General features: G+C 68.6%; 29 protein-coding genes. All 29 read left to right on the forward strand.

The genetic code is table 11. The features are described 5' to 3' along the window. Window positions 1-14: 14 nt before the first annotated feature. On the forward strand, window positions 15-434 hold the full coding sequence (rplV, locus tag AB0G50_RS20980; RefSeq protein WP_360111047.1) for a 50S ribosomal protein L22: 420 nt from the start codon (window positions 15-17) through the stop codon (window positions 432-434). Next, window positions 434-1,252 carry a 30S ribosomal protein S3 gene (gene rpsC / locus AB0G50_RS20985; RefSeq protein ID WP_360111050.1) on the forward strand — a complete coding sequence of 273 codons (819 nt, stop codon included), beginning with the start codon at window positions 434-436 and terminating at the stop codon, window positions 1,250-1,252. The genes rplV and rpsC overlap by 1 nt, the downstream gene beginning before the upstream one ends. A gap of 3 nt (window positions 1,253-1,255) precedes the next feature. Then, entirely contained in the window at window positions 1,256-1,675 is a 420-nt protein-coding gene (rplP, locus tag AB0G50_RS20990; protein WP_360111053.1) for a 50S ribosomal protein L16, read from the forward strand. Continuing rightward, window positions 1,675-1,923: a 50S ribosomal protein L29 gene (gene rpmC / locus AB0G50_RS20995; RefSeq protein WP_033428581.1), complete on the forward strand. Its 249-nt coding sequence runs from the start codon at window positions 1,675-1,677 to the stop codon at window positions 1,921-1,923. Before rplP ends, rpmC begins: the two co-directional genes overlap by 1 nt. Continuing rightward, window positions 1,920-2,201 carry a 30S ribosomal protein S17 gene (gene rpsQ, locus AB0G50_RS21000; protein WP_360111057.1) on the forward strand — a complete coding sequence of 94 codons (282 nt, stop codon included), beginning with the start codon at window positions 1,920-1,922 and terminating at the stop codon, window positions 2,199-2,201. The genes rpmC and rpsQ overlap by 4 nt, the downstream gene beginning before the upstream one ends. A gap of 67 nt (window positions 2,202-2,268) precedes the next feature. Next, a complete protein-coding gene (gene rplN / locus AB0G50_RS21005) occupies window positions 2,269-2,637 on the forward strand; it encodes a 50S ribosomal protein L14 (RefSeq protein WP_015805282.1) in 369 nt (122 codons plus the stop codon). Window positions 2,638-2,639: 2 nt separating this feature from the next. Then, window positions 2,640-2,954, forward strand: coding sequence for a 50S ribosomal protein L24 (gene rplX, locus AB0G50_RS21010; RefSeq protein ID WP_360111062.1), 315 nt, complete (start codon window positions 2,640-2,642; stop codon window positions 2,952-2,954). Continuing rightward, window positions 2,954-3,517 carry a 50S ribosomal protein L5 gene (gene rplE / locus AB0G50_RS21015; RefSeq protein ID WP_360111065.1) on the forward strand — a complete coding sequence of 188 codons (564 nt, stop codon included), beginning with the start codon at window positions 2,954-2,956 and terminating at the stop codon, window positions 3,515-3,517. The genes rplX and rplE overlap by 1 nt, the downstream gene beginning before the upstream one ends. A gap of 42 nt (window positions 3,518-3,559) precedes the next feature. Next, window positions 3,560-3,745 (forward strand): type Z 30S ribosomal protein S14, encoded by a 186-nt coding sequence (locus AB0G50_RS21020; RefSeq protein WP_053715226.1) that lies wholly within the window; start codon window positions 3,560-3,562, stop codon window positions 3,743-3,745. 119 nt (window positions 3,746-3,864) lie between these two features. Then, window positions 3,865-4,263 carry a 30S ribosomal protein S8 gene (rpsH, locus tag AB0G50_RS21025; protein ID WP_360111069.1) on the forward strand — a complete coding sequence of 133 codons (399 nt, stop codon included), beginning with the start codon at window positions 3,865-3,867 and terminating at the stop codon, window positions 4,261-4,263. A 16-nt stretch (window positions 4,264-4,279) separates the two neighbouring features. Continuing rightward, on the forward strand, window positions 4,280-4,819 hold the full coding sequence (gene rplF / locus AB0G50_RS21030; RefSeq protein WP_360111071.1) for a 50S ribosomal protein L6: 540 nt from the start codon (window positions 4,280-4,282) through the stop codon (window positions 4,817-4,819). A 1-nt stretch (window position 4,820) separates the two neighbouring features. Further along, window positions 4,821-5,219, forward strand: a complete 399-nt coding sequence (gene rplR, locus AB0G50_RS21035) for a 50S ribosomal protein L18 (RefSeq protein ID WP_360111074.1) — start codon at window positions 4,821-4,823, stop codon at window positions 5,217-5,219. Window positions 5,220-5,253: 34 nt separating this feature from the next. Beyond that, window positions 5,254-5,859, forward strand: a complete 606-nt coding sequence (gene rpsE / locus AB0G50_RS21040; RefSeq protein ID WP_121224926.1) for a 30S ribosomal protein S5 — start codon at window positions 5,254-5,256, stop codon at window positions 5,857-5,859. A gap of 2 nt (window positions 5,860-5,861) precedes the next feature. Then, window positions 5,862-6,047, forward strand: coding sequence for a 50S ribosomal protein L30 (rpmD, locus tag AB0G50_RS21045; protein WP_033428588.1), 186 nt, complete (start codon window positions 5,862-5,864; stop codon window positions 6,045-6,047). After that, window positions 6,044-6,487 carry a 50S ribosomal protein L15 gene (gene rplO / locus AB0G50_RS21050; protein WP_360111079.1) on the forward strand — a complete coding sequence of 148 codons (444 nt, stop codon included), beginning with the start codon at window positions 6,044-6,046 and terminating at the stop codon, window positions 6,485-6,487. Before rpmD ends, rplO begins: the two co-directional genes overlap by 4 nt. Before the next feature lie 148 nt (window positions 6,488-6,635). After that, window positions 6,636-7,232, forward strand: a complete 597-nt coding sequence (locus tag AB0G50_RS21055) for a LysE family translocator (RefSeq protein ID WP_360111082.1) — start codon at window positions 6,636-6,638, stop codon at window positions 7,230-7,232. 255 nt (window positions 7,233-7,487) lie between these two features. Continuing rightward, window positions 7,488-8,798, forward strand: coding sequence for a preprotein translocase subunit SecY (gene secY, locus AB0G50_RS21060; RefSeq protein WP_360111085.1), 1,311 nt, complete (start codon window positions 7,488-7,490; stop codon window positions 8,796-8,798). Then, a complete protein-coding gene (locus AB0G50_RS21065) occupies window positions 8,798-9,349 on the forward strand; it encodes an adenylate kinase (RefSeq protein ID WP_360111088.1) in 552 nt (183 codons plus the stop codon). Before secY ends, AB0G50_RS21065 begins: the two co-directional genes overlap by 1 nt. Before the next feature lie 53 nt (window positions 9,350-9,402). Beyond that, entirely contained in the window at window positions 9,403-10,194 is a 792-nt protein-coding gene (map, locus tag AB0G50_RS21070; protein WP_360111091.1) for a type I methionyl aminopeptidase, read from the forward strand. A gap of 124 nt (window positions 10,195-10,318) precedes the next feature. Next, window positions 10,319-10,753 carry a DUF1707 domain-containing protein gene (locus AB0G50_RS21075; protein ID WP_360111094.1) on the forward strand — a complete coding sequence of 145 codons (435 nt, stop codon included), beginning with the start codon at window positions 10,319-10,321 and terminating at the stop codon, window positions 10,751-10,753. 31 nt (window positions 10,754-10,784) lie between these two features. Further along, window positions 10,785-11,183: a DUF1707 domain-containing protein gene (locus tag AB0G50_RS21080; RefSeq protein WP_360111097.1), complete on the forward strand. Its 399-nt coding sequence runs from the start codon at window positions 10,785-10,787 to the stop codon at window positions 11,181-11,183. Window positions 11,184-11,343: 160 nt separating this feature from the next. Continuing rightward, window positions 11,344-11,565, forward strand: coding sequence for a translation initiation factor IF-1 (gene infA, locus AB0G50_RS21085; protein WP_009948665.1), 222 nt, complete (start codon window positions 11,344-11,346; stop codon window positions 11,563-11,565). 52 nt (window positions 11,566-11,617) lie between these two features. After that, window positions 11,618-11,731: a 50S ribosomal protein L36 gene (gene rpmJ, locus AB0G50_RS21090; protein ID WP_010148647.1), complete on the forward strand. Its 114-nt coding sequence runs from the start codon at window positions 11,618-11,620 to the stop codon at window positions 11,729-11,731. A 211-nt stretch (window positions 11,732-11,942) separates the two neighbouring features. Then, window positions 11,943-12,323, forward strand: coding sequence for a 30S ribosomal protein S13 (gene rpsM, locus AB0G50_RS21095; protein WP_360111102.1), 381 nt, complete (start codon window positions 11,943-11,945; stop codon window positions 12,321-12,323). A gap of 37 nt (window positions 12,324-12,360) precedes the next feature. After that, window positions 12,361-12,768 carry a 30S ribosomal protein S11 gene (rpsK, locus tag AB0G50_RS21100; protein WP_184665764.1) on the forward strand — a complete coding sequence of 136 codons (408 nt, stop codon included), beginning with the start codon at window positions 12,361-12,363 and terminating at the stop codon, window positions 12,766-12,768. Between the two features lie 23 nt (window positions 12,769-12,791). Beyond that, window positions 12,792-13,397, forward strand: coding sequence for a 30S ribosomal protein S4 (gene rpsD / locus AB0G50_RS21105; RefSeq protein ID WP_158844829.1), 606 nt, complete (start codon window positions 12,792-12,794; stop codon window positions 13,395-13,397). 145 nt (window positions 13,398-13,542) lie between these two features. Further along, window positions 13,543-14,595 carry a DNA-directed RNA polymerase subunit alpha gene (locus AB0G50_RS21110; protein ID WP_360111107.1) on the forward strand — a complete coding sequence of 351 codons (1,053 nt, stop codon included), beginning with the start codon at window positions 13,543-13,545 and terminating at the stop codon, window positions 14,593-14,595. 60 nt (window positions 14,596-14,655) lie between these two features. Further along, window positions 14,656-15,222 carry a 50S ribosomal protein L17 gene (rplQ, locus tag AB0G50_RS21115; RefSeq protein WP_360111109.1) on the forward strand — a complete coding sequence of 189 codons (567 nt, stop codon included), beginning with the start codon at window positions 14,656-14,658 and terminating at the stop codon, window positions 15,220-15,222. 83 nt (window positions 15,223-15,305) lie between these two features. Further along, window positions 15,306-16,121: a tRNA pseudouridine(38-40) synthase TruA gene (gene truA / locus AB0G50_RS21120; protein ID WP_360111112.1), complete on the forward strand. Its 816-nt coding sequence runs from the start codon at window positions 15,306-15,308 to the stop codon at window positions 16,119-16,121. Window positions 16,122-16,124 lie beyond the last annotated feature (3 nt).

Below are 16,124 nucleotides of genomic sequence, written 5' to 3' on the forward strand. Positions count from 1 at the left end.
AAGGGGAAGCAGCGATGAACGCCCGTAACGATGCCGCCGCGCAGGAGTACCCGCGCGCCGTGGCTCGGGCTCGCTACGTCCGCGACACTCCCATGAAGGTGCGTCGCGTCGTCGAGCTCATCAGGGGTCGTAGCGCCAGCGAAGCCCTGTCCGTGCTCCAGTTCGCGCCTCAGGCGGCAAGTGAGCCGGTCAGGAAGGTGCTCGCGAGCGCCGTGGCCAACGCCGAGAACAACCTGTCCCTGGACCCCGACACCCTGTGGGTGTCGAAGGTCTACGTGGACGAGGGTCCGACCCTCAAGCGGTTCCGTCCGCGCGCCCAGGGCCGCGCCTACCGGATCCGCAAGCGGACGAGCCACATCACCGTCGAGGTGGAGAGCCGTCCCAAGAAGACCAGCGCGAAGGCCGGCGCTGATGGGAAGAAGGGGGCTCGGTAGTGGGCCAGAAAATCAACCCGCACGGCTTCCGTCTTGGTATCACCACCGACTGGAAGTCCCGCTGGTACGCCGACAAGCAGTACGCCGAGTACGTGGCCGAGGATGTCAAGATCCGCAAGCTGCTCTCGCGCGGCATGGAGCGTGCCGGCATCTCCAAGGTGGAGATCGAGCGCACCCGCGACCGGGTTCGCGTCGACATCCACACCGCCCGTCCGGGCATCGTCATCGGCCGTCGTGGCGCCGAGGCGGACCGCATCCGCGGTGAGCTGGAGAAGCTCACCAAGAAGCAGGTCCAGCTCAACATCCTCGAGGTGAAGAGCCCGGAGTCGGACGCGCAGCTCGTCGCGCAGGGCGTGGCGGAGCAGCTGTCCAACCGCGTCGCCTTCCGGCGCGCGATGCGCAAGGCCATCCAGTCGGCCATGCGCTCGCCGCAGGTCAAGGGCATCCGCGTGCAGTGCGGCGGTCGTCTGGGCGGTGCCGAGATGTCCCGCTCCGAGCACTACCGCGACGGTCGCGTGCCGCTGCACACGCTGCGCGCCGACATCGACTACGGCTTCTTCGAGGCCCGCACCACCTTCGGCCGCATCGGCGTCAAGGTGTGGATCTACAAGGGTGACGTGGTCGGCGGCATCAACGCCAAGCGCGAGCGCGACGCGGCTCCGGCCGCCGACCGCGCGCCGCGTCGCGACCGCGGCGACCGCCCCAACCGGGCGCGCCGCTCCGGTGCCAGTGGCACCACCGCGACGAGCACCGAAGCGGGCAGGGCCGCGGCCGAGCAGGCCGAGGCTCCGGCCGCAGCAGAGAAGACGGAGGGCTGAGTCGTGCTGATCCCACGCAGGCTCAAGCACCGCAAGCAGCACCACCCCGGTCGGTCCGGTGCTGCCAAGGGCGGCACGAGGGTCACCTTCGGCGAGTTCGGCATCCAGGCTCTGGAGCCGGCCTACGTCACCAACCGGCAGATCGAGTCCGCCCGTATCGCCATCACGCGGCACATCCGCCGTGGTGGCAAGGTGTGGATCAACATCTTCCCGGACCGCCCGCTGACCAAGAAGCCGGCCGAAACCCGCATGGGTTCCGGTAAGGGTTCGCCGGAGTGGTGGGTGGCCAACATCAAGCCGGGTCGGGTGCTCTTCGAGATGAGCTTCCCGAACGAGCAGGTGGCCCGCGAGGCGCTCCGCCGCGCGATCCACAAGCTCCCGATGAAGTGCCGCATCGTTACGCGTGAGGGTGGTGAGTTCTGATGGCAGCGGGTACGACCGCTTCCGAGCTGCGTGAGCTCACCGAAGAGGAGCTCGTGCTGCGCCTGAGGGAGGCCAAGGAGGAGCTGTTCAACCTCCGCTTCCAGATGGCCACCGGGCAGCTCGACAACAACCGCCGCCTGCGCACGGTCCGGCACGAGATCGCCCGGATCTACACCGTGATGCGGGAGCGGGAGCTGGGCCTCTCGGCCTCCCCCGACGCGGTTTCGACTGGTGAGGGTGCGGCATGAGCGAGAACACTGAAGTGACGACCGAGGTGCGCGGCGAGCGCAAGGTCCGCGAGGGCTACGTCGTGTCCGACAAGATGGACAAGACGATCGTCGTGGCACTGGAGGACCGCAAGAAGCACCGCCGGTACTCCAAGGTCCTGCGCTCCACCACCAAGGTGAAGGCGCACGACGAGCAGAACAGCGCCGGCACCGGCGACCGCGTGCTGCTCATGGAGACCCGGCCGCTCTCGGCGACGAAGCGCTGGCGCCTCGTCGAGATCCTCGAGAAGGCCAAGTAACTCGAAGAGGGACCGAGCCCGTCAGGTCGGAAATCTGGCGGGCCAGGAATGGTCAGGAGACAGGTAAGTGATCCAGCAGGAGTCGCGGCTCCGCGTCGCCGACAACACCGGTGCGAAGGAAATCCTTTGCATCCGTGTTCTCGGCGGTTCCGGCCGCCGCTACGCGGGCATCGGGGACATCATCGTCGCCACGGTGAAGCAGGCCATCCCCGGCGCCGGCGTGAAGAAGGGTGACGTGGTCAAGGCCGTCGTCGTCCGGACCGTGAAGGAGAAGCGCCGTCCCGACGGCTCTTACATCCGGTTCGACGAGAACGCCGCCGTCTTGATCAAGAACGACAACGAGCCGCGCGGCACGCGCATCTTCGGCCCGGTCGGCCGCGAGCTGCGCGACAAGAAGTTCATGAAGATCATCTCGCTCGCGCCGGAGGTGCTCTAACCATGAAGGTGAAGAAGGGCGACACCGTCGTGGTCATCGCCGGCAAGGACAAGGGTGCTCGCGGCAAGGTCATCCAGGCCTACCCCGCGCAGAACCGCGTCCTGGTCGAGGGCGTGAACCGCATCAAGAAGCACACCCGGATCACGCAGACCCAGCGCGGCGCGCAGTCGGGCGGCATCGTGACCCAGGAGGCCTCCATCCACGTGTCGAACGTGATGGTGGTCGACTCGGACGGCAAGCCGACCCGTGTGGGCTACCGGACGAACGACGAGGGCAAGCGGGTCCGCGTTTCCCGTCGTAACGGGAAGGACATCTGATGACCACCGCTGAGAAGATCACGCCGCGGCTGAAGACCCGCTACCGCGAGGAAATCGCCGCCGAGCTGCACAAGCAGTTCGAGTACGCCAACGTGATGCAGATCCCCGGCGTGGTGAAGGTCGTCGTCAACATGGGTGTCGGCGACGCCGCCCGCGACGGCAAGCTGATCGAGGGCGCCGTGCGCGACCTGTCGATCATCACCGGCCAGCGTCCCGAGGTCCGCAAGGCCCGCAAGTCGATCGCGCAGTTCAAGCTGCGCGAGGGCATGCCGATCGGTGCGCGCGTCACGCTGCGCGGCGACCGCATGTGGGAGTTCCTGGACAGGCTGCTGACCATCGCGCTGCCCCGTATCCGCGACTTCCGCGGCCTCTCGGGCAAGCAGTTCGACGGCAACGGGAACTACACGTTCGGCCTCAACGAGCAGTCGATGTTCCACGAGATCGACCCGGATGCCATCGACCGCCCGCGCGGCATGGACATCACGGTCGTCACCACCGCCACGAACGACGACGAGGGCCGGGCGCTGCTCAAGCACCTGGGCTTCCCGTTCAAGGAGCAGTGACCCCGATGTCCCACGTCGTGGTTCGAAACAGGGAGTACTGAGATGGCCAAGAAGGCCCTCATCAACAAGGCGGCGGCCAAGCCGAAGTTCAAGGTGCGGGGTTACACCCGCTGCCAGCGCTGCGGGCGCCCGCACTCGGTGTTCCGCAAGTTCGGTCTTTGCCGCATCTGCCTCCGCGAGATGGCGCACCGGGGCGAGCTGCCCGGCGTGAGCAAGTCCAGCTGGTAGTACGGCTCGGCGGCAGACTTTTTTCGTAATCCACTTCGCTGTAGGCCCGTCCACGACCAGCCCGCAAGGGCTCGGACCCTGGCCGGCGAACCGCAGTGAGAAAGGTTGACCAGGTCACCATGACGATGACCGACCCGATCGCAGACATGCTGACGCGTCTGCGCAACGCGAACTCGGCTTACCACGACAAGGTCGTGATGCCGCACTCGAAGCTGAAGGCCAACATCGCCGAGATCCTCAAGCGCGAGGGCTACATCGCGAGCTACCGCGATGAAGAGGGCGATGTCGCCAAGCAGCTGGTGATCGAGCTGAAGTACGGCCCGAACCGGGAGCGCAGCATCGCGGGCCTCCGCCGCGTGTCGAAGCCCGGCCTGCGCGTGTACGCGAAGTCGACCGGCCTGCCGAAGGTTCTCGGCGGCCTGGGCGTCGCGATCATCTCGACCTCTGGCGGTCTGCTGACCGACCGCCAGGCCAACAAGCAGGGCGTGGGCGGAGAAGTCCTCGCCTACGTCTGGTGAGGAAGGGGGACTAGGCATGTCGCGCATCGGAAAGCTGCCGATCACCGTCCCCTCCGGGGTCGACGTGAACATCGCGGGCCAGGAGGTGAGCGTCAAGGGGCCGAAGGGCACCCTGTCGCTCGTCATCGCCGAGCCCATCACGCTGGAGAAGGCCGAGGACGGCACCCTCGAGGTGAAGCGTCCCAACGACGAGCGTCGCAGCCGCTCGCTGCACGGCCTCTCCCGCACGCTGGTCCAGAACATGGTCGTCGGCGTGACCCAGGGCTACGAGAAGAAGCTCGAGATCCACGGCGTCGGTTACCGCGTGGCGCTCAAGGGCTCGGACCTGGAGTTCGCTCTGGGCTTCAGCCACCCGGTGAAGGTCGAGGCCCCCGCGGGCATCACCTTCGCGGTGGAGACGCCGACCCGGTTCTCCGTGGCCGGTATCGACAAGCAGCTCGTGGGCGAGGTCGCCGCCAACATCCGCAAGCTGCGCAAGCCCGACCCGTACAAGGGCAAGGGCGTGCGCTACTCGGGTGAGAAGATCCGCCGCAAGGTCGGAAAGACGGGTAAGTGACATGAGCGAGACTGCAACGAAGCGCAAGCCGGTGGGCAAGGACATCTCGACCACCCGCCGCGTCGCCAAGACCCGCCGTCACTTCCGCCTCCGCAAGAAGGTCAGCGGCACCGCCGAGCGTCCGCGCCTGGTCGTGCACCGGTCGTCGAAGCACATCACCGTGCAGATCATCGACGACCTCGCGGGCCACACCCTGGCGGCTGCCTCCTCGGTGGAGGCGGACGTCCGCGCGGTGGAAGGCGACAAGAAGGCCCGTGCGGCGAAGGTCGGCCGGCTGGCCGCCGCCCGCGCGAAGGAGGCCGGTGTCAGCAAGGTCGTGTTCGACCGCGGTGGCAACGCCTACCACGGCCGGATCGCCGCGCTGGCGGACGCCGCCCGCGAAGCCGGGCTGGAGTTCTGACAATGCACATCTTCGGAATTGAGAGGGACGCCTGATGCCAGGACGCACGCGTCGCGAAGGCGGCGGGGGCGAGCGCGGAGAGCGTCGCGACCGTCGTGACGGCGGCCGCGGCGGCGCGGCCCAGGAGAAGACCCCGCACCTGGAGCGCGTGGTTGCGATCAACCGCGTCTCCAAGGTCGTCAAGGGTGGTCGGCGCTTCAGCTTCACCGCGCTGGTCGTCGTCGGCGACGGCGACGGCATGGTCGGTGTCGGCTACGGCAAGGCCAAGGAAGTGCCGGCGGCGATCGCCAAGGGTGTGGAGGAGGCGAAGAAGAACTTCTTCCGCGTCCCCCGCATCGCGGGCACGATCCCCCACCCGGTCCAGGGCGAGAAGGCGGCCGGTGTCGTCCTGCTGCGCCCGGCCTCGGCCGGTACCGGCGTCATCGCCGGTGGCGCGGTCCGCGCGGTGCTGGAGTGCGCCGGTGTCCACGACGTGCTGAGCAAGTCGCTGGGCTCCGACAACGCGATCAACATCGTGCACGCGACCGTGGAGGCCCTCAAGGGCCTTCAGCGTCCCGAGGAGGTGGCCGCCCGCCGCGGTCTGCCGCTCGAGGATGTGGCTCCCGCCGGCATGCTCCGTGCCCGTGCAGGGGCGGTGTGACCATGGCGCAGCTCAAGGTGACCCAGGTCAAGAGCAGCATCGGTACCAAGCACAACCACCGTGAGTCCCTCCGGACCCTGGGGTTGCGCAAGATCCGCCAGTCGGTGGTTCGCGAGGACACGCCGCAGGTGCGCGGGCTCATCCACGCCGTGCGCCACCTGGTGGTCGTCGAGGAGGTCCAGTCGTGACCATCAAGATCCATGACCTGCGTCCGGCCCCCGGCGCCAAGACCGCGAAGACCCGTGTCGGTCGCGGTGAGGGCTCCAAGGGCAAGACGGCCGGTCGCGGCACCAAGGGCACCGGCGCGCGGAAGAACGTCTCGCCGCGCTTCGAGGGTGGCCAGATGCCGCTGCACATGCGCCTGCCGAAGCTGAAGGGCTTCCGCAACCCGTTCCGCACCGAGTACCAGGTGGTCAACCTGGGCGACATCGCCCGGGTTTTCCCGGACGGTGGCCGGGTGGACGTGGACGCCCTCATCACGGCCGGTCTGGTGCGCAAGAACGAGCTCGTCAAGGTCCTCGGCGACGGTGACCTGGACGGCGTGAAGGTCGACGTCGTGGCGAACAAGTTCTCCGGCTCCGCGGTCGAGAAGATCGCCGCCGCCGGTGGCACCCACACCGTGCTCTAGTACGCACGAACCCGAACGGCCCCCGGAGCCTCCCGCTCCGGGGGCCGTTCGCCGTTTCCGGGACCTCCCGGGGTCCACGGGAGAGGGATTCGGGGGCGTGTTCGCTGACGGCGTAAATGGTTTGGCGGCGCCGGATACCGTGCCGGGCATGGAGCTTGGGGTCTTTTTCGGAGCGGCCGTGCTCGTCGCGTTGACGCCCGGCGCCAACAACCTGCTGGGGATGCACCACGCGGTCCACCGCGGACTGCGCACGGCCGTCACGGCGCTCCTGGGGCGGTTGGCGGCGTTCGCGTTGATGGTGGCGGCGGTCGTCGTCGGGCTGGGACCGCTGTTGGCGGCCTCCACGGTCGCGCTGACGGTCCTGAAGTGGTGCGGGGTGGCGTACCTGGCGTACCTCGGGCTGCGCGTGCTGCTGGACCGGGGTGATCGTCCCGAGCGGGAGCGGGCGGGCAGCCCGACCCGCAAGGAGTTCCTGACCGCGGTCACGAACCCGAAGGCGCTGCTGATCTTCACCGCGTTCCTGCCACAGTTCGTGGACCAGCACGAAGCCGACCCGGCGTGGCGGCTCGCGGTGCTCGGCGTGGTCTACTTGGCCGCCGAGGCGCTGGCCGGGACGACGTACACCCTGCTGGGTGCCGCGATCCGCAAGGCGGACCTCGGCCGGCGGGCCAGGCGCAAGCTCGACCGGGCCACCGGAGCGGTGCTGCTGGGCATGGCCGGTCTGCTCGCCACGAGCCGAACTTGATCCGTTCGGTGGCTTGCGAACCGGAGTAGTCGATCAGGTACTAACTGTGAAGGACGACTGCCTACGGCGATCGGCCTCGCGGCTGTTAAAGTCGCGGGCTGAACCCGGATGTCCTCCGGGTCGGTCGCGGCTACCGCCACGTCCGCCGCACGTCGGCGAGCTGCCCGACCGCTAGACGCAAGACTGTGCCGGCAACACGGCCGGTACCGCAGGTATGCCGACCCCTGTGGGGCGGCAACGCTGATGGAGGTTCGCGTGCTCGGCGCATTCCGCTCGGCTCTCGCGACGCCGGACCTACGGAAGAAGATCCTCTTCACGCTGGGGATCATCGTGGTGTACCGGTTGGGCGCGACCCTGCCCGCGCCGGGCGTGTCCTTCAAGAACGTCAAACAGTGCATCGACCAGGTCGACCAGCAGGGGATCTACTCGCTGATCAACCTGTTCAGCGGCGGCGCGCTGCTCAACCTGTCGATCTTCGCGCTGGGCATCATGCCCTACATCACCGCGAGCATCATCATCCAGCTGCTCACCGTGGTCATCCCGCGGTTCGAGCAGTTGAAGAAGGAAGGGCAGTCGGGTCAGAACAAGCTGACCCAGTACACCCGCTACCTGACGATCGCCCTCGCGGTCCTCCAGTCGACGGGCATCATCGCCCTCGCCGTGCGGCGCCAGCTCTTCCAGAACTGCGACGTCCCGGTCATCCCGAACGACAGCATCTTCACCCTCGTGGTGCTGGTCGTGACGATGACCGCGGGCACCAGCGTGATCATGTGGCTCGGCGAGATCATCACCGAGAAGGGGATCGGCAACGGCATGTCGCTGCTGATCTTCACCGGTATCGCCGCCCGGATCCCCGCCGAGGGCCAGGTCATCCTCGGCCGCGGCGGTCTCACGTTCTTCCTGGTCCTCGTGGCCGCGCTGCTGATCATCGCGAGCGTCATCTACGTGGAGCAGGCCCAGCGCCGGATCCCCGTGCAGTACGCGAAGCGGATGATCGGCCGACGGATGTACGGCGGCACCTCGACCTACCTGCCGCTGAAGGTGAACCAGGCCGGCGTCATCCCGGTCATCTTCGCCTCCTCGCTGTTGTACCTGCCCGACCTGATCTCGCGGCTGACCGCCTCGACCGACGGGTCGGCTCCCGGTTGGTGGGAGACGTTCGTCCAGACGTACCTGGTGAGCCAGTCGAACCCGGTGCACATCGCGGCGTACTTCCTGCTGATCGTCTTCTTCACCTACTTCTACGTCGGCATCACGTTCAACCCGGACGAGCGTGCCGACGAGATGAAGAAGTTCGGTGGGTTCATCCCCGGTATCCGCCCGGGCAGGCCCACCGCCGAGTACCTCCGCTTCGTCCTGGGGCGGATCACGCTGCCTGGCTCGCTCTACCTCGGCATCGTCGCCATCCTCCCGAACCTGTTCCTGGACCTGACCGGTGAAGGCCAGAACCAGAACTTCCCGTTCGGCGGCACGGCGGTGCTGATCATGGTCGGTGTCGGCCTCGACACGGTCAAGCAGATCGAAAGCCAGCTCATGCAGCGCAATTACGAAGGGTTCCTCCGCTAGTGCGACTCGTTCTCGTCGGCCCGCCAGGTGCGGGCAAGGGCACCCAGGCCGCGCTTCTCAAGCAGAAGCTCGCCGTTCCGCACATCTCCACCGGGGACCTCTTCCGCGCCCACATCAGCGAGCAGACGGACCTCGGCAAGGAGGTCCAGGAGTACCTGGACTCCGGGGAACTCGTGCCGGACGAAGTGACCAACCAGATGGTGCGGGAGAGGCTCGCCCAGCCGGACGCCGCGGACGGCTTCCTGCTGGACGGCTTCCCGCGCAACGTCGCCCAGGCCGGTGTGCTGGGCGAGATCCTCGCCGCGGAGGGGCAACGCCTCGACGCCGTGGTGGAGTTCAAGGTGGACGAGGACGTCGTGGTCGAGCGCCTGCTCGCCCGCGGCCGGTCGGACGACAAGGAAGACGTCATCCGGCACCGCCAGGAGGTCTACCGCAACGAGACCGCACCGCTGCTCGACTACTACTCCGACATCGTCGTGGCCATCGACGCCGTCGGCGACGTGGAAGAGATCAGCGAGCGCGCGCTGAGCGCGCTGCGCGGCGACAGGTGACCGGTGGTCTCCTCGATGCGCTGCGCCGAGTGGTACCGGGTGGTCGCGACCGCATGATCGAGATCAAGTCGCGCGGACAGCTCGAGGCGATGCGGGCCGCCGGACTGGTGGTGGCCCGCACCCTGGCCCTGCTGACGTCGCACGCCAAGGTGGGCGTCAGCACGGCCGAGCTGGACGAGCTGGCCGAGCAGAACATCAGGGACGCGGGTGCGATCCCGTCGTTCAAGGGCTACCACGGCTTCCCGGCGAGCATCTGCGCGTCGGTGAACGAACAGGTCGTCCACGGGATCCCGGCGCGTACCCAGGTGCTGCGCGAGGGCGACCTGATCTCCATCGACTGCGGCGCGATCCTGGACGGCTGGCACGGCGACTCGGCCGTGACGCTGGCCGTGGGCGCCGTGACGGAGGCCGAGGAGAAGCTGTCGGCCGCCACCCGGTCCTCGATGCTCGCGGGCATCGCGGCGGCGGTGGCGGGCGCGAAGCTCAGCGACATCTCCTTCGCCATCGAGTCGGAGACGATCGCGGCGGGCGAGCGCGACGGCGTGGAGTACGGCATCGTCGACGGGTACGGCGGCCACGGCATCGGCACGAAGATGCACATGGACCCGTTCCTGCCGAACTACGGGAAGCCGGGCAAGGGCCCCAGGCTGAAGCCGGGCATGGCGATCGCCATCGAGCCGATGCTGACCCTGGGCAGCGAGCAGACCGTCGAGCTGGACGACGGCTGGACCGTGGTGACCGCGGACAAGTCCCGCGCGGCCCACTGGGAGCACAGCATCGCCATCACCGACGAGGGCCCCTGGGTGCTCACCGCCCTGGAGGACGACGCGGCCGGAGGCCGGTAGGAGGCGGGTCGCGATCCGCGGATCGCGACCGGTTCCGGCCTTTTCCGGTGGATCGCGCCCGACGGCCGTCGATGCGGGGGTTAGCCCCCTGGCCCGGCGCGGGTCGGGTGGGCAGCATGGTGGCGTGACCCAGCCTGTTCGGCCCGAGGATGTGCGGGCCTCCGATGTCGAGCGCGACGTGGTGGCCCAGCGGCTCCGGCGCGCCCACGCCGAGGGAAGTCTCGATCTCGCCGAGTTCGACGTCCGGGTGGCGGAGGCCTGGCGCGCCCGGACGCGGGGCGAGCTGCGGGCGTTGCTCGCCGACCTGCCCGCCGAGGTGCCGGTGGGGGTGCCCGTGGTGGTGCCCGCCAGGCCGGTCCGGTCGGGTGGGCGGACCGCGCTCAAGGTGCTCACCACGATCTGGATGAGCGTGTCCGCGCTCAACTTCGCGCTCTGGTTGCTCGTCAGCGTGCTCGGCGGCGAGGGGTTCGTGCACCCGTGGTTCCTCTGGGTGGCCGTGCCGCCCGGGTCGGTGCTGGGGGTGATCTGGCTCGTCACCGCCAGGCCGAGGCATCCGTAACAGTGTTACGATCGTCGTGGGAGGTGCACCCATGACCGACTCCTCGTTCCTCCGCGCCGCCGACGGCGACCGGGCCGCCGTGGCCGCCGTGCTCGGGCGGGCCCACGCCGAAGGGCGCATCACGCTCGCCGAGTTCGACGAGCGGACCGCGGCCGTCTGGGCCGCGCGCACCTACGGCGAGCTCACCGCGCTCACCGCGGACCTGCCGAACCCCGTCGCGCCGGCGCCGCGGTCGGCGGTCGCGGCACGTCGGCCGGACGTCGCCACGCGGGTGGTGACCGGCGCCTGGATGGCCGCGGGCGCGATCAACCTGCTGATCTGGGGTGTGCTGAGCCTGTCGCTGGGCAAGGCGCTGTACCCGTGGTGGATCTGGGTCGTCGGACCCTGGGGCATCGTGCTGCTCGCGGCCCGATTTGGGCGTTCGCGCTGACGCGCGTACTATGGACGGGTGGCGCACACGTCGCGCCGGTTCCGCCATGCCCGTGCAGCAGTTTCCATCGGGCTGGGTCGGGTTCGCAAGGGCCTGAGAGGAGTCGGGGTGCCGCGTGCCCGCACTCCGGAAGTACCCACCGTCACGAAACGCGGAGGACATGGGCAAGAAGGACGGGGCCATTGAGGTCGAGGGCCGCGTGATCGAGCCGCTTCCCAACGCGATGTTCCGAGTCGAGTTGGAGAACGGTCACAAGGTACTGGCACACATCAGCGGCAAGATGCGGCAGCACTACATCCGAATCCTCCCCGAGGACCGGGTTGTCGTGGAGCTCTCGCCCTACGACCTGTCCCGCGGCCGCATCGTCTACCGCTACAAGTGACCTCCGTCGGGCCCACCAGGGGCACGACGGGCTGACGCAGGAGAGCTCAGGCGTGAAGGTCCAGCCGAGCGTCAAGAAGATCTGCGACAAGTGCAAGGTGATCCGCCGCCACGGCCGGGTCATGGTGATCTGCGAGAACCTGCGCCACAAGCAGCGCCAGGGCTGAGCAGACCGCTTGCACTCGTCGTGACTTCGACGGGACGCAACAGAAGCAAGCCTCTTCGCACCTGCCTGGACGCACGTCCAGGCACACCCCCGGACTTCAGGCCGGGGCCGGGACACCACGCGCGAGAGCGGGTGGAACTGACACAGCGAGTCAGTCCCGGGACCGGGCGAGGAGCAGACCTGGAGACGAAACCGACAGGAGCAAGCGCCGTATGGCACGACTCGCTGGCGTCGACCTCCCCCGCGAAAAGCGGTTGGAGATCGCGCTCACCTACATCTTCGGCATTGGTCGCACGCGCTCCAAGGAGCTGCTGACCGCCACCGAGCTGTCCCCCGACCTCCGGGTCAAGGACCTCAGTGACGACGACCTCGCCAAGCTGCGGGACTACATCGAGAACCACTTCAAGGTCGAGGGTGACCTCCGCCGCGAGGTTCAGGCCGACATCCGCCGCAAGATGGAAATCGGCTGCTACGAGGGCTTGCGCCACCGTCGCAACCTGCCCGTCCGCGGGCAGCGCACCAAGACGAACGCACGCACTCGCAAGGGTCCGAAGAAGACCGTCGCGGGCAAGAAGAAGGCCGGCAAGAAGTAAGACCTCGCGGAACTAGCCAGTAGGAGATCACCCAGACATGCCACCCAAGTCCCGCCAGGGCGCCGGGGTCAAGAAGGTCCGCCGCAAGGAGAAGAAGAACGTCTCCCACGGCCAGGCGCACATCAAGAGCACGTTCAACAACACCATCGTGTCCATCACGGACCCGCTGGGCAACGTGATCAGCTGGGCGTCCGCCGGCCACGTCGGCTTCAAGGGCTCCCGCAAGTCCACCCCGTTCGCCGCCCAGATGGCAGCCGAGAACGCCGCGCGCAAGGCCGCCGAGCACGGCATGCGCAAGGTCGACGTGTTCGTGAAGGGTCCCGGCTCCGGCCGCGAGACCGCGATCCGTTCGTTGCAGGCGGCCGGCCTCGAGGTCGGCACCATCCAGGACGTGACCCCGCAGCCCCACAACGGCTGCCGCCCGCCCAAGCGGCGCCGGGTCTGAGGCACGGGGAGGAGTAAGAACAGATGGCTCGCTACACCGGACCGGCAACGCGCATCTCGCGTCGCCTCAAGGTCGACCTCGTCGGTGGGGACCAGGCGTTCGAACGCCGTCCCTACCCGCCCGGCCAGCACGGCCGCGGTCGCATCAAGGAGTCGGAGTACCTGCTCCAGCTCCAGGAGAAGCAGAAGGCCCGTTACACGTACGGCGTGCTGGAGAAGCAGTTCCGCCGCTACTACGAGGAAGCGGTCCGCCGCACCGGCAAGACCGGTGAGAACCTGCTCCAGATCCTGGAGTCCCGCCTGGACAACGTCGTGTACCGCGCGGGTCTCGCGCGCACCCGGCGCCAGGCCCGCCAGCTGGTCAGCCACGGTCACTTCATCGTGAACGGCCACAAGGTGAACATCCCGAGCTACCGGGTGTCGAAGTTCGACATCATCGACGTGAAGCCGAAGTCGCTCCCGACGCTGCCCTTCGAGGCGGCTCGCGCGTCCTTCGGTGACCGGCCGATCCCGGCGTGGTTGCAGGTCGTCCCCTCGACCCTGCGAATCCTGGTGCACCAGCTGCCGGAGCGGGCGCAGATCGACACGCCCGTCACCGAGCAGCTCATCGTCGAGCTCTACTCGAAGTGATCCTCCTGGAGGGGCCGCCGCCGGTGGCCCCTCCAGTCGGGTCCCGCGACGGCACGGAATGGTGTGCCGAACGCGTTCGCCGGTCTCCGCGACCGGCATTCCCGGCGTCAAATAGCGGTCGTCGGGTTGAGAAGGGAAGAACCCAGTGCTGATTTCCCAGCGCCCCTCGCTCAGCGAGGACGCGGTCAACGAGACCCGCTCCCGGTTCGTCATCGAGCCGCTGGAGCCGGGCTTCGGCTACACCCTCGGCAACTCCATCCGCCGCACGCTGCTGTCGTCCATCCCCGGCGCGGCCGTGACCAGCATCCGCATCGACGGTGTGCTGCACGAGTTCACGACCGTGCCCGGTGTGAAGGAAGACGTCACCGACATCATCCTCAACCTCAAGGAGCTGGTCGTCAGCTCCGAGGAGGACGAGCCGGTGACCATGTACCTGCGCAAGCAGGGACCTGGCGCGGTGACGGCGGGCGACATCGTGCCCCCGGCCGGTGTCACGGTGCACAACCCGGACCTGCACATCGCCACCCTGAACGGCAAGGGCAAGCTGGAGATCGAGCTCGTGGTCGAGCGCGGTCGCGGCTACGTCCCCGCCGTGCAGAACAAGCAGGCCGGTGCCGAGATCGGCCGCATCCCCGTGGACTCGATCTACTCGCCCGTCATGAAGGTGACCTACAAGGTCGAGGCCACCCGTGTCGAGCAGCGGACCGACTTCGACAAGTTGATCCTCGACGTCGAGACCAAGCCCTCCATCACGCCGCGCGACGCCGTCGCGTCCGCGGGCAAGACCCTGGTGGAGCTGTTCGGTCTGGCGCGTGAGCTCAACGTCGACGCCGAGGGCATCGAGATCGGACCTTCGCCCGCCGAGGCGGACACCATCGCGGCCTTCGCGATGCCGATCGAGGACCTGGACCTCACGGTCCGGTCCTACAACTGCCTCAAGCGCGAGGGCATCCACACCGTGGGCGAACTCGTGTCGCGCAGCGAGGCGGACCTGCTGGACATCCGCAACTTCGGCGCGAAGTCGATCGACGAGGTCAAGATGAAGCTCGTCGGTCTCGGCCTCGCGCTGAAGGACAGCCCCCCTGGGTTCGACCCGTCGGCTGCCGCGTCCGACTACCCCGCCGAGGGCTGGGGTGCGGACACCGCCGTGGACTCCCACGACGACGGCCAGGACTACGCGGAGACCGAGCAGCTCTGAAGGTCGCTTTAGCGGCCGGGCCGGAGCAGAGGATCAGAAAGAAATCCGAGGAGCAATTCGATGCCCACCCCCACCAAGGGACCCCGTCTCGGGGGCTCGCCGGCCCACGAGCGGCTGTTGCTGGCCAACCTGGCCACTTCGTTGTTCACCCACGGCAAGATCACGACCACTGAGGCCAAGGCCAAGCGGCTCCGCCCCTACGCGGAGAAGCTGATCAGCAAGGCCAAGGTCGGCGACCTGCACAACCGTCGCGAGATCCTCAAGGTCATCCGCGACAAGGACGTCGTCCACAAGCTGTTCGCCGAGATCGGCCCTCAGTTCGCGGACCGTCCGGGCGGCTACACCCGCATCACCAAGGCACTGCCGCGCAAGGGCGACAACGCCCCCATGGCCGTGATCGAGCTGGTCGCGGAGAAGACGGTCACCTCCGAGGCCGAGCGGGCCCGGAAGACCAAGTTCGCCAAGGACGAGAAGGCCGCCGCGCCGAAGGCGGAGGAGACCGAGGTCGAGGAGACCGAGGCCACCACCGACGACGTCGCGGTCGAGGACTCGGCCGAGGAGACCAAGTCGGAGGACGCCCCCGAGGCGGACGCCGACGAGGCCCCGAAGGCCGAAGAGAAGAAGTAGGTCGGGTCCTTCGCGGATCCGCAAGGCACGAGCCCGTCGCCCTTCCTGGGCGGCGGGCTCGACCTCATGTGGAGGGATGAACGGTGACGGACGCGGCGGCTTCCGTGCGGGTGCGGCTCGACCTCGGCTACGACGGCACGGAATTCTCCGGCTGGGCGCGCCAGCCCGGCAGGCGCACGGTGTGCGGGGTCCTGGAGGACACGCTGTCGACCGTGCTGCGGGAGGACGTGCGGCTGACCGTCGCCGGCCGGACCGACGCCGGTGTGCACGCCGCGGGGCAGGTCGCGCACGCCGACCTGCCGGCGGGTGTGGACGTCGAGGGGATGGCGCGCCGGCTGGCCCGCGCCCTGCCGACCGACGTGCGGGTGTTCGCGGCACGCGTGGTGCCCGCCGAGTTCGACGCCCGGTTCGCCGCCCTGCGCCGGCACTACGAGTACCGGGTCACCGACGCGGCCTTCGGCGCGCACCCGTTGCGGCGCCTGGACACCCTGGCCTGGCCGCGTCCGCTCGACCTGGACCGCCTGGTCGCGGCGTCGACGCTGCTGCTGGGGGAGAACGACTTCTGCGCGTTCTGCCGCCGACGCGAAGGGGCGACCACGATCAGGGAGCTGCAACGGCTCGACTGGGTGCGGGACGGGGACCTGCTGACCGCCTTCGTGTCCGCCGACGCGTTCTGCCACTCGATGGTGCGCAGTCTGGTCGGGGCACTGCTGGCGGTGGGTGAGGGGCGCAAGCCGGTCGAGTGGCCCGCCTCGCTGCTGCGGCTCACCGCGCGGTCGAGCGAGGTCACCGTGGCGCCGCCGCACGGGTTGTCCCTGGTCCGGGTCGACTACCCGGCCGACGACGAGCTGGCGGCGCGCGCGCAGGTCACCAGGAACCTGCGCGTCGCGCCCGCCTGACCG

Origin of the sequence: Actinosynnema sp. NPDC020468, from assembly GCF_040642015.1 — a bacterium.
GTDB lineage: Bacteria > Actinomycetota > Actinomycetes > Mycobacteriales > Pseudonocardiaceae > Actinosynnema.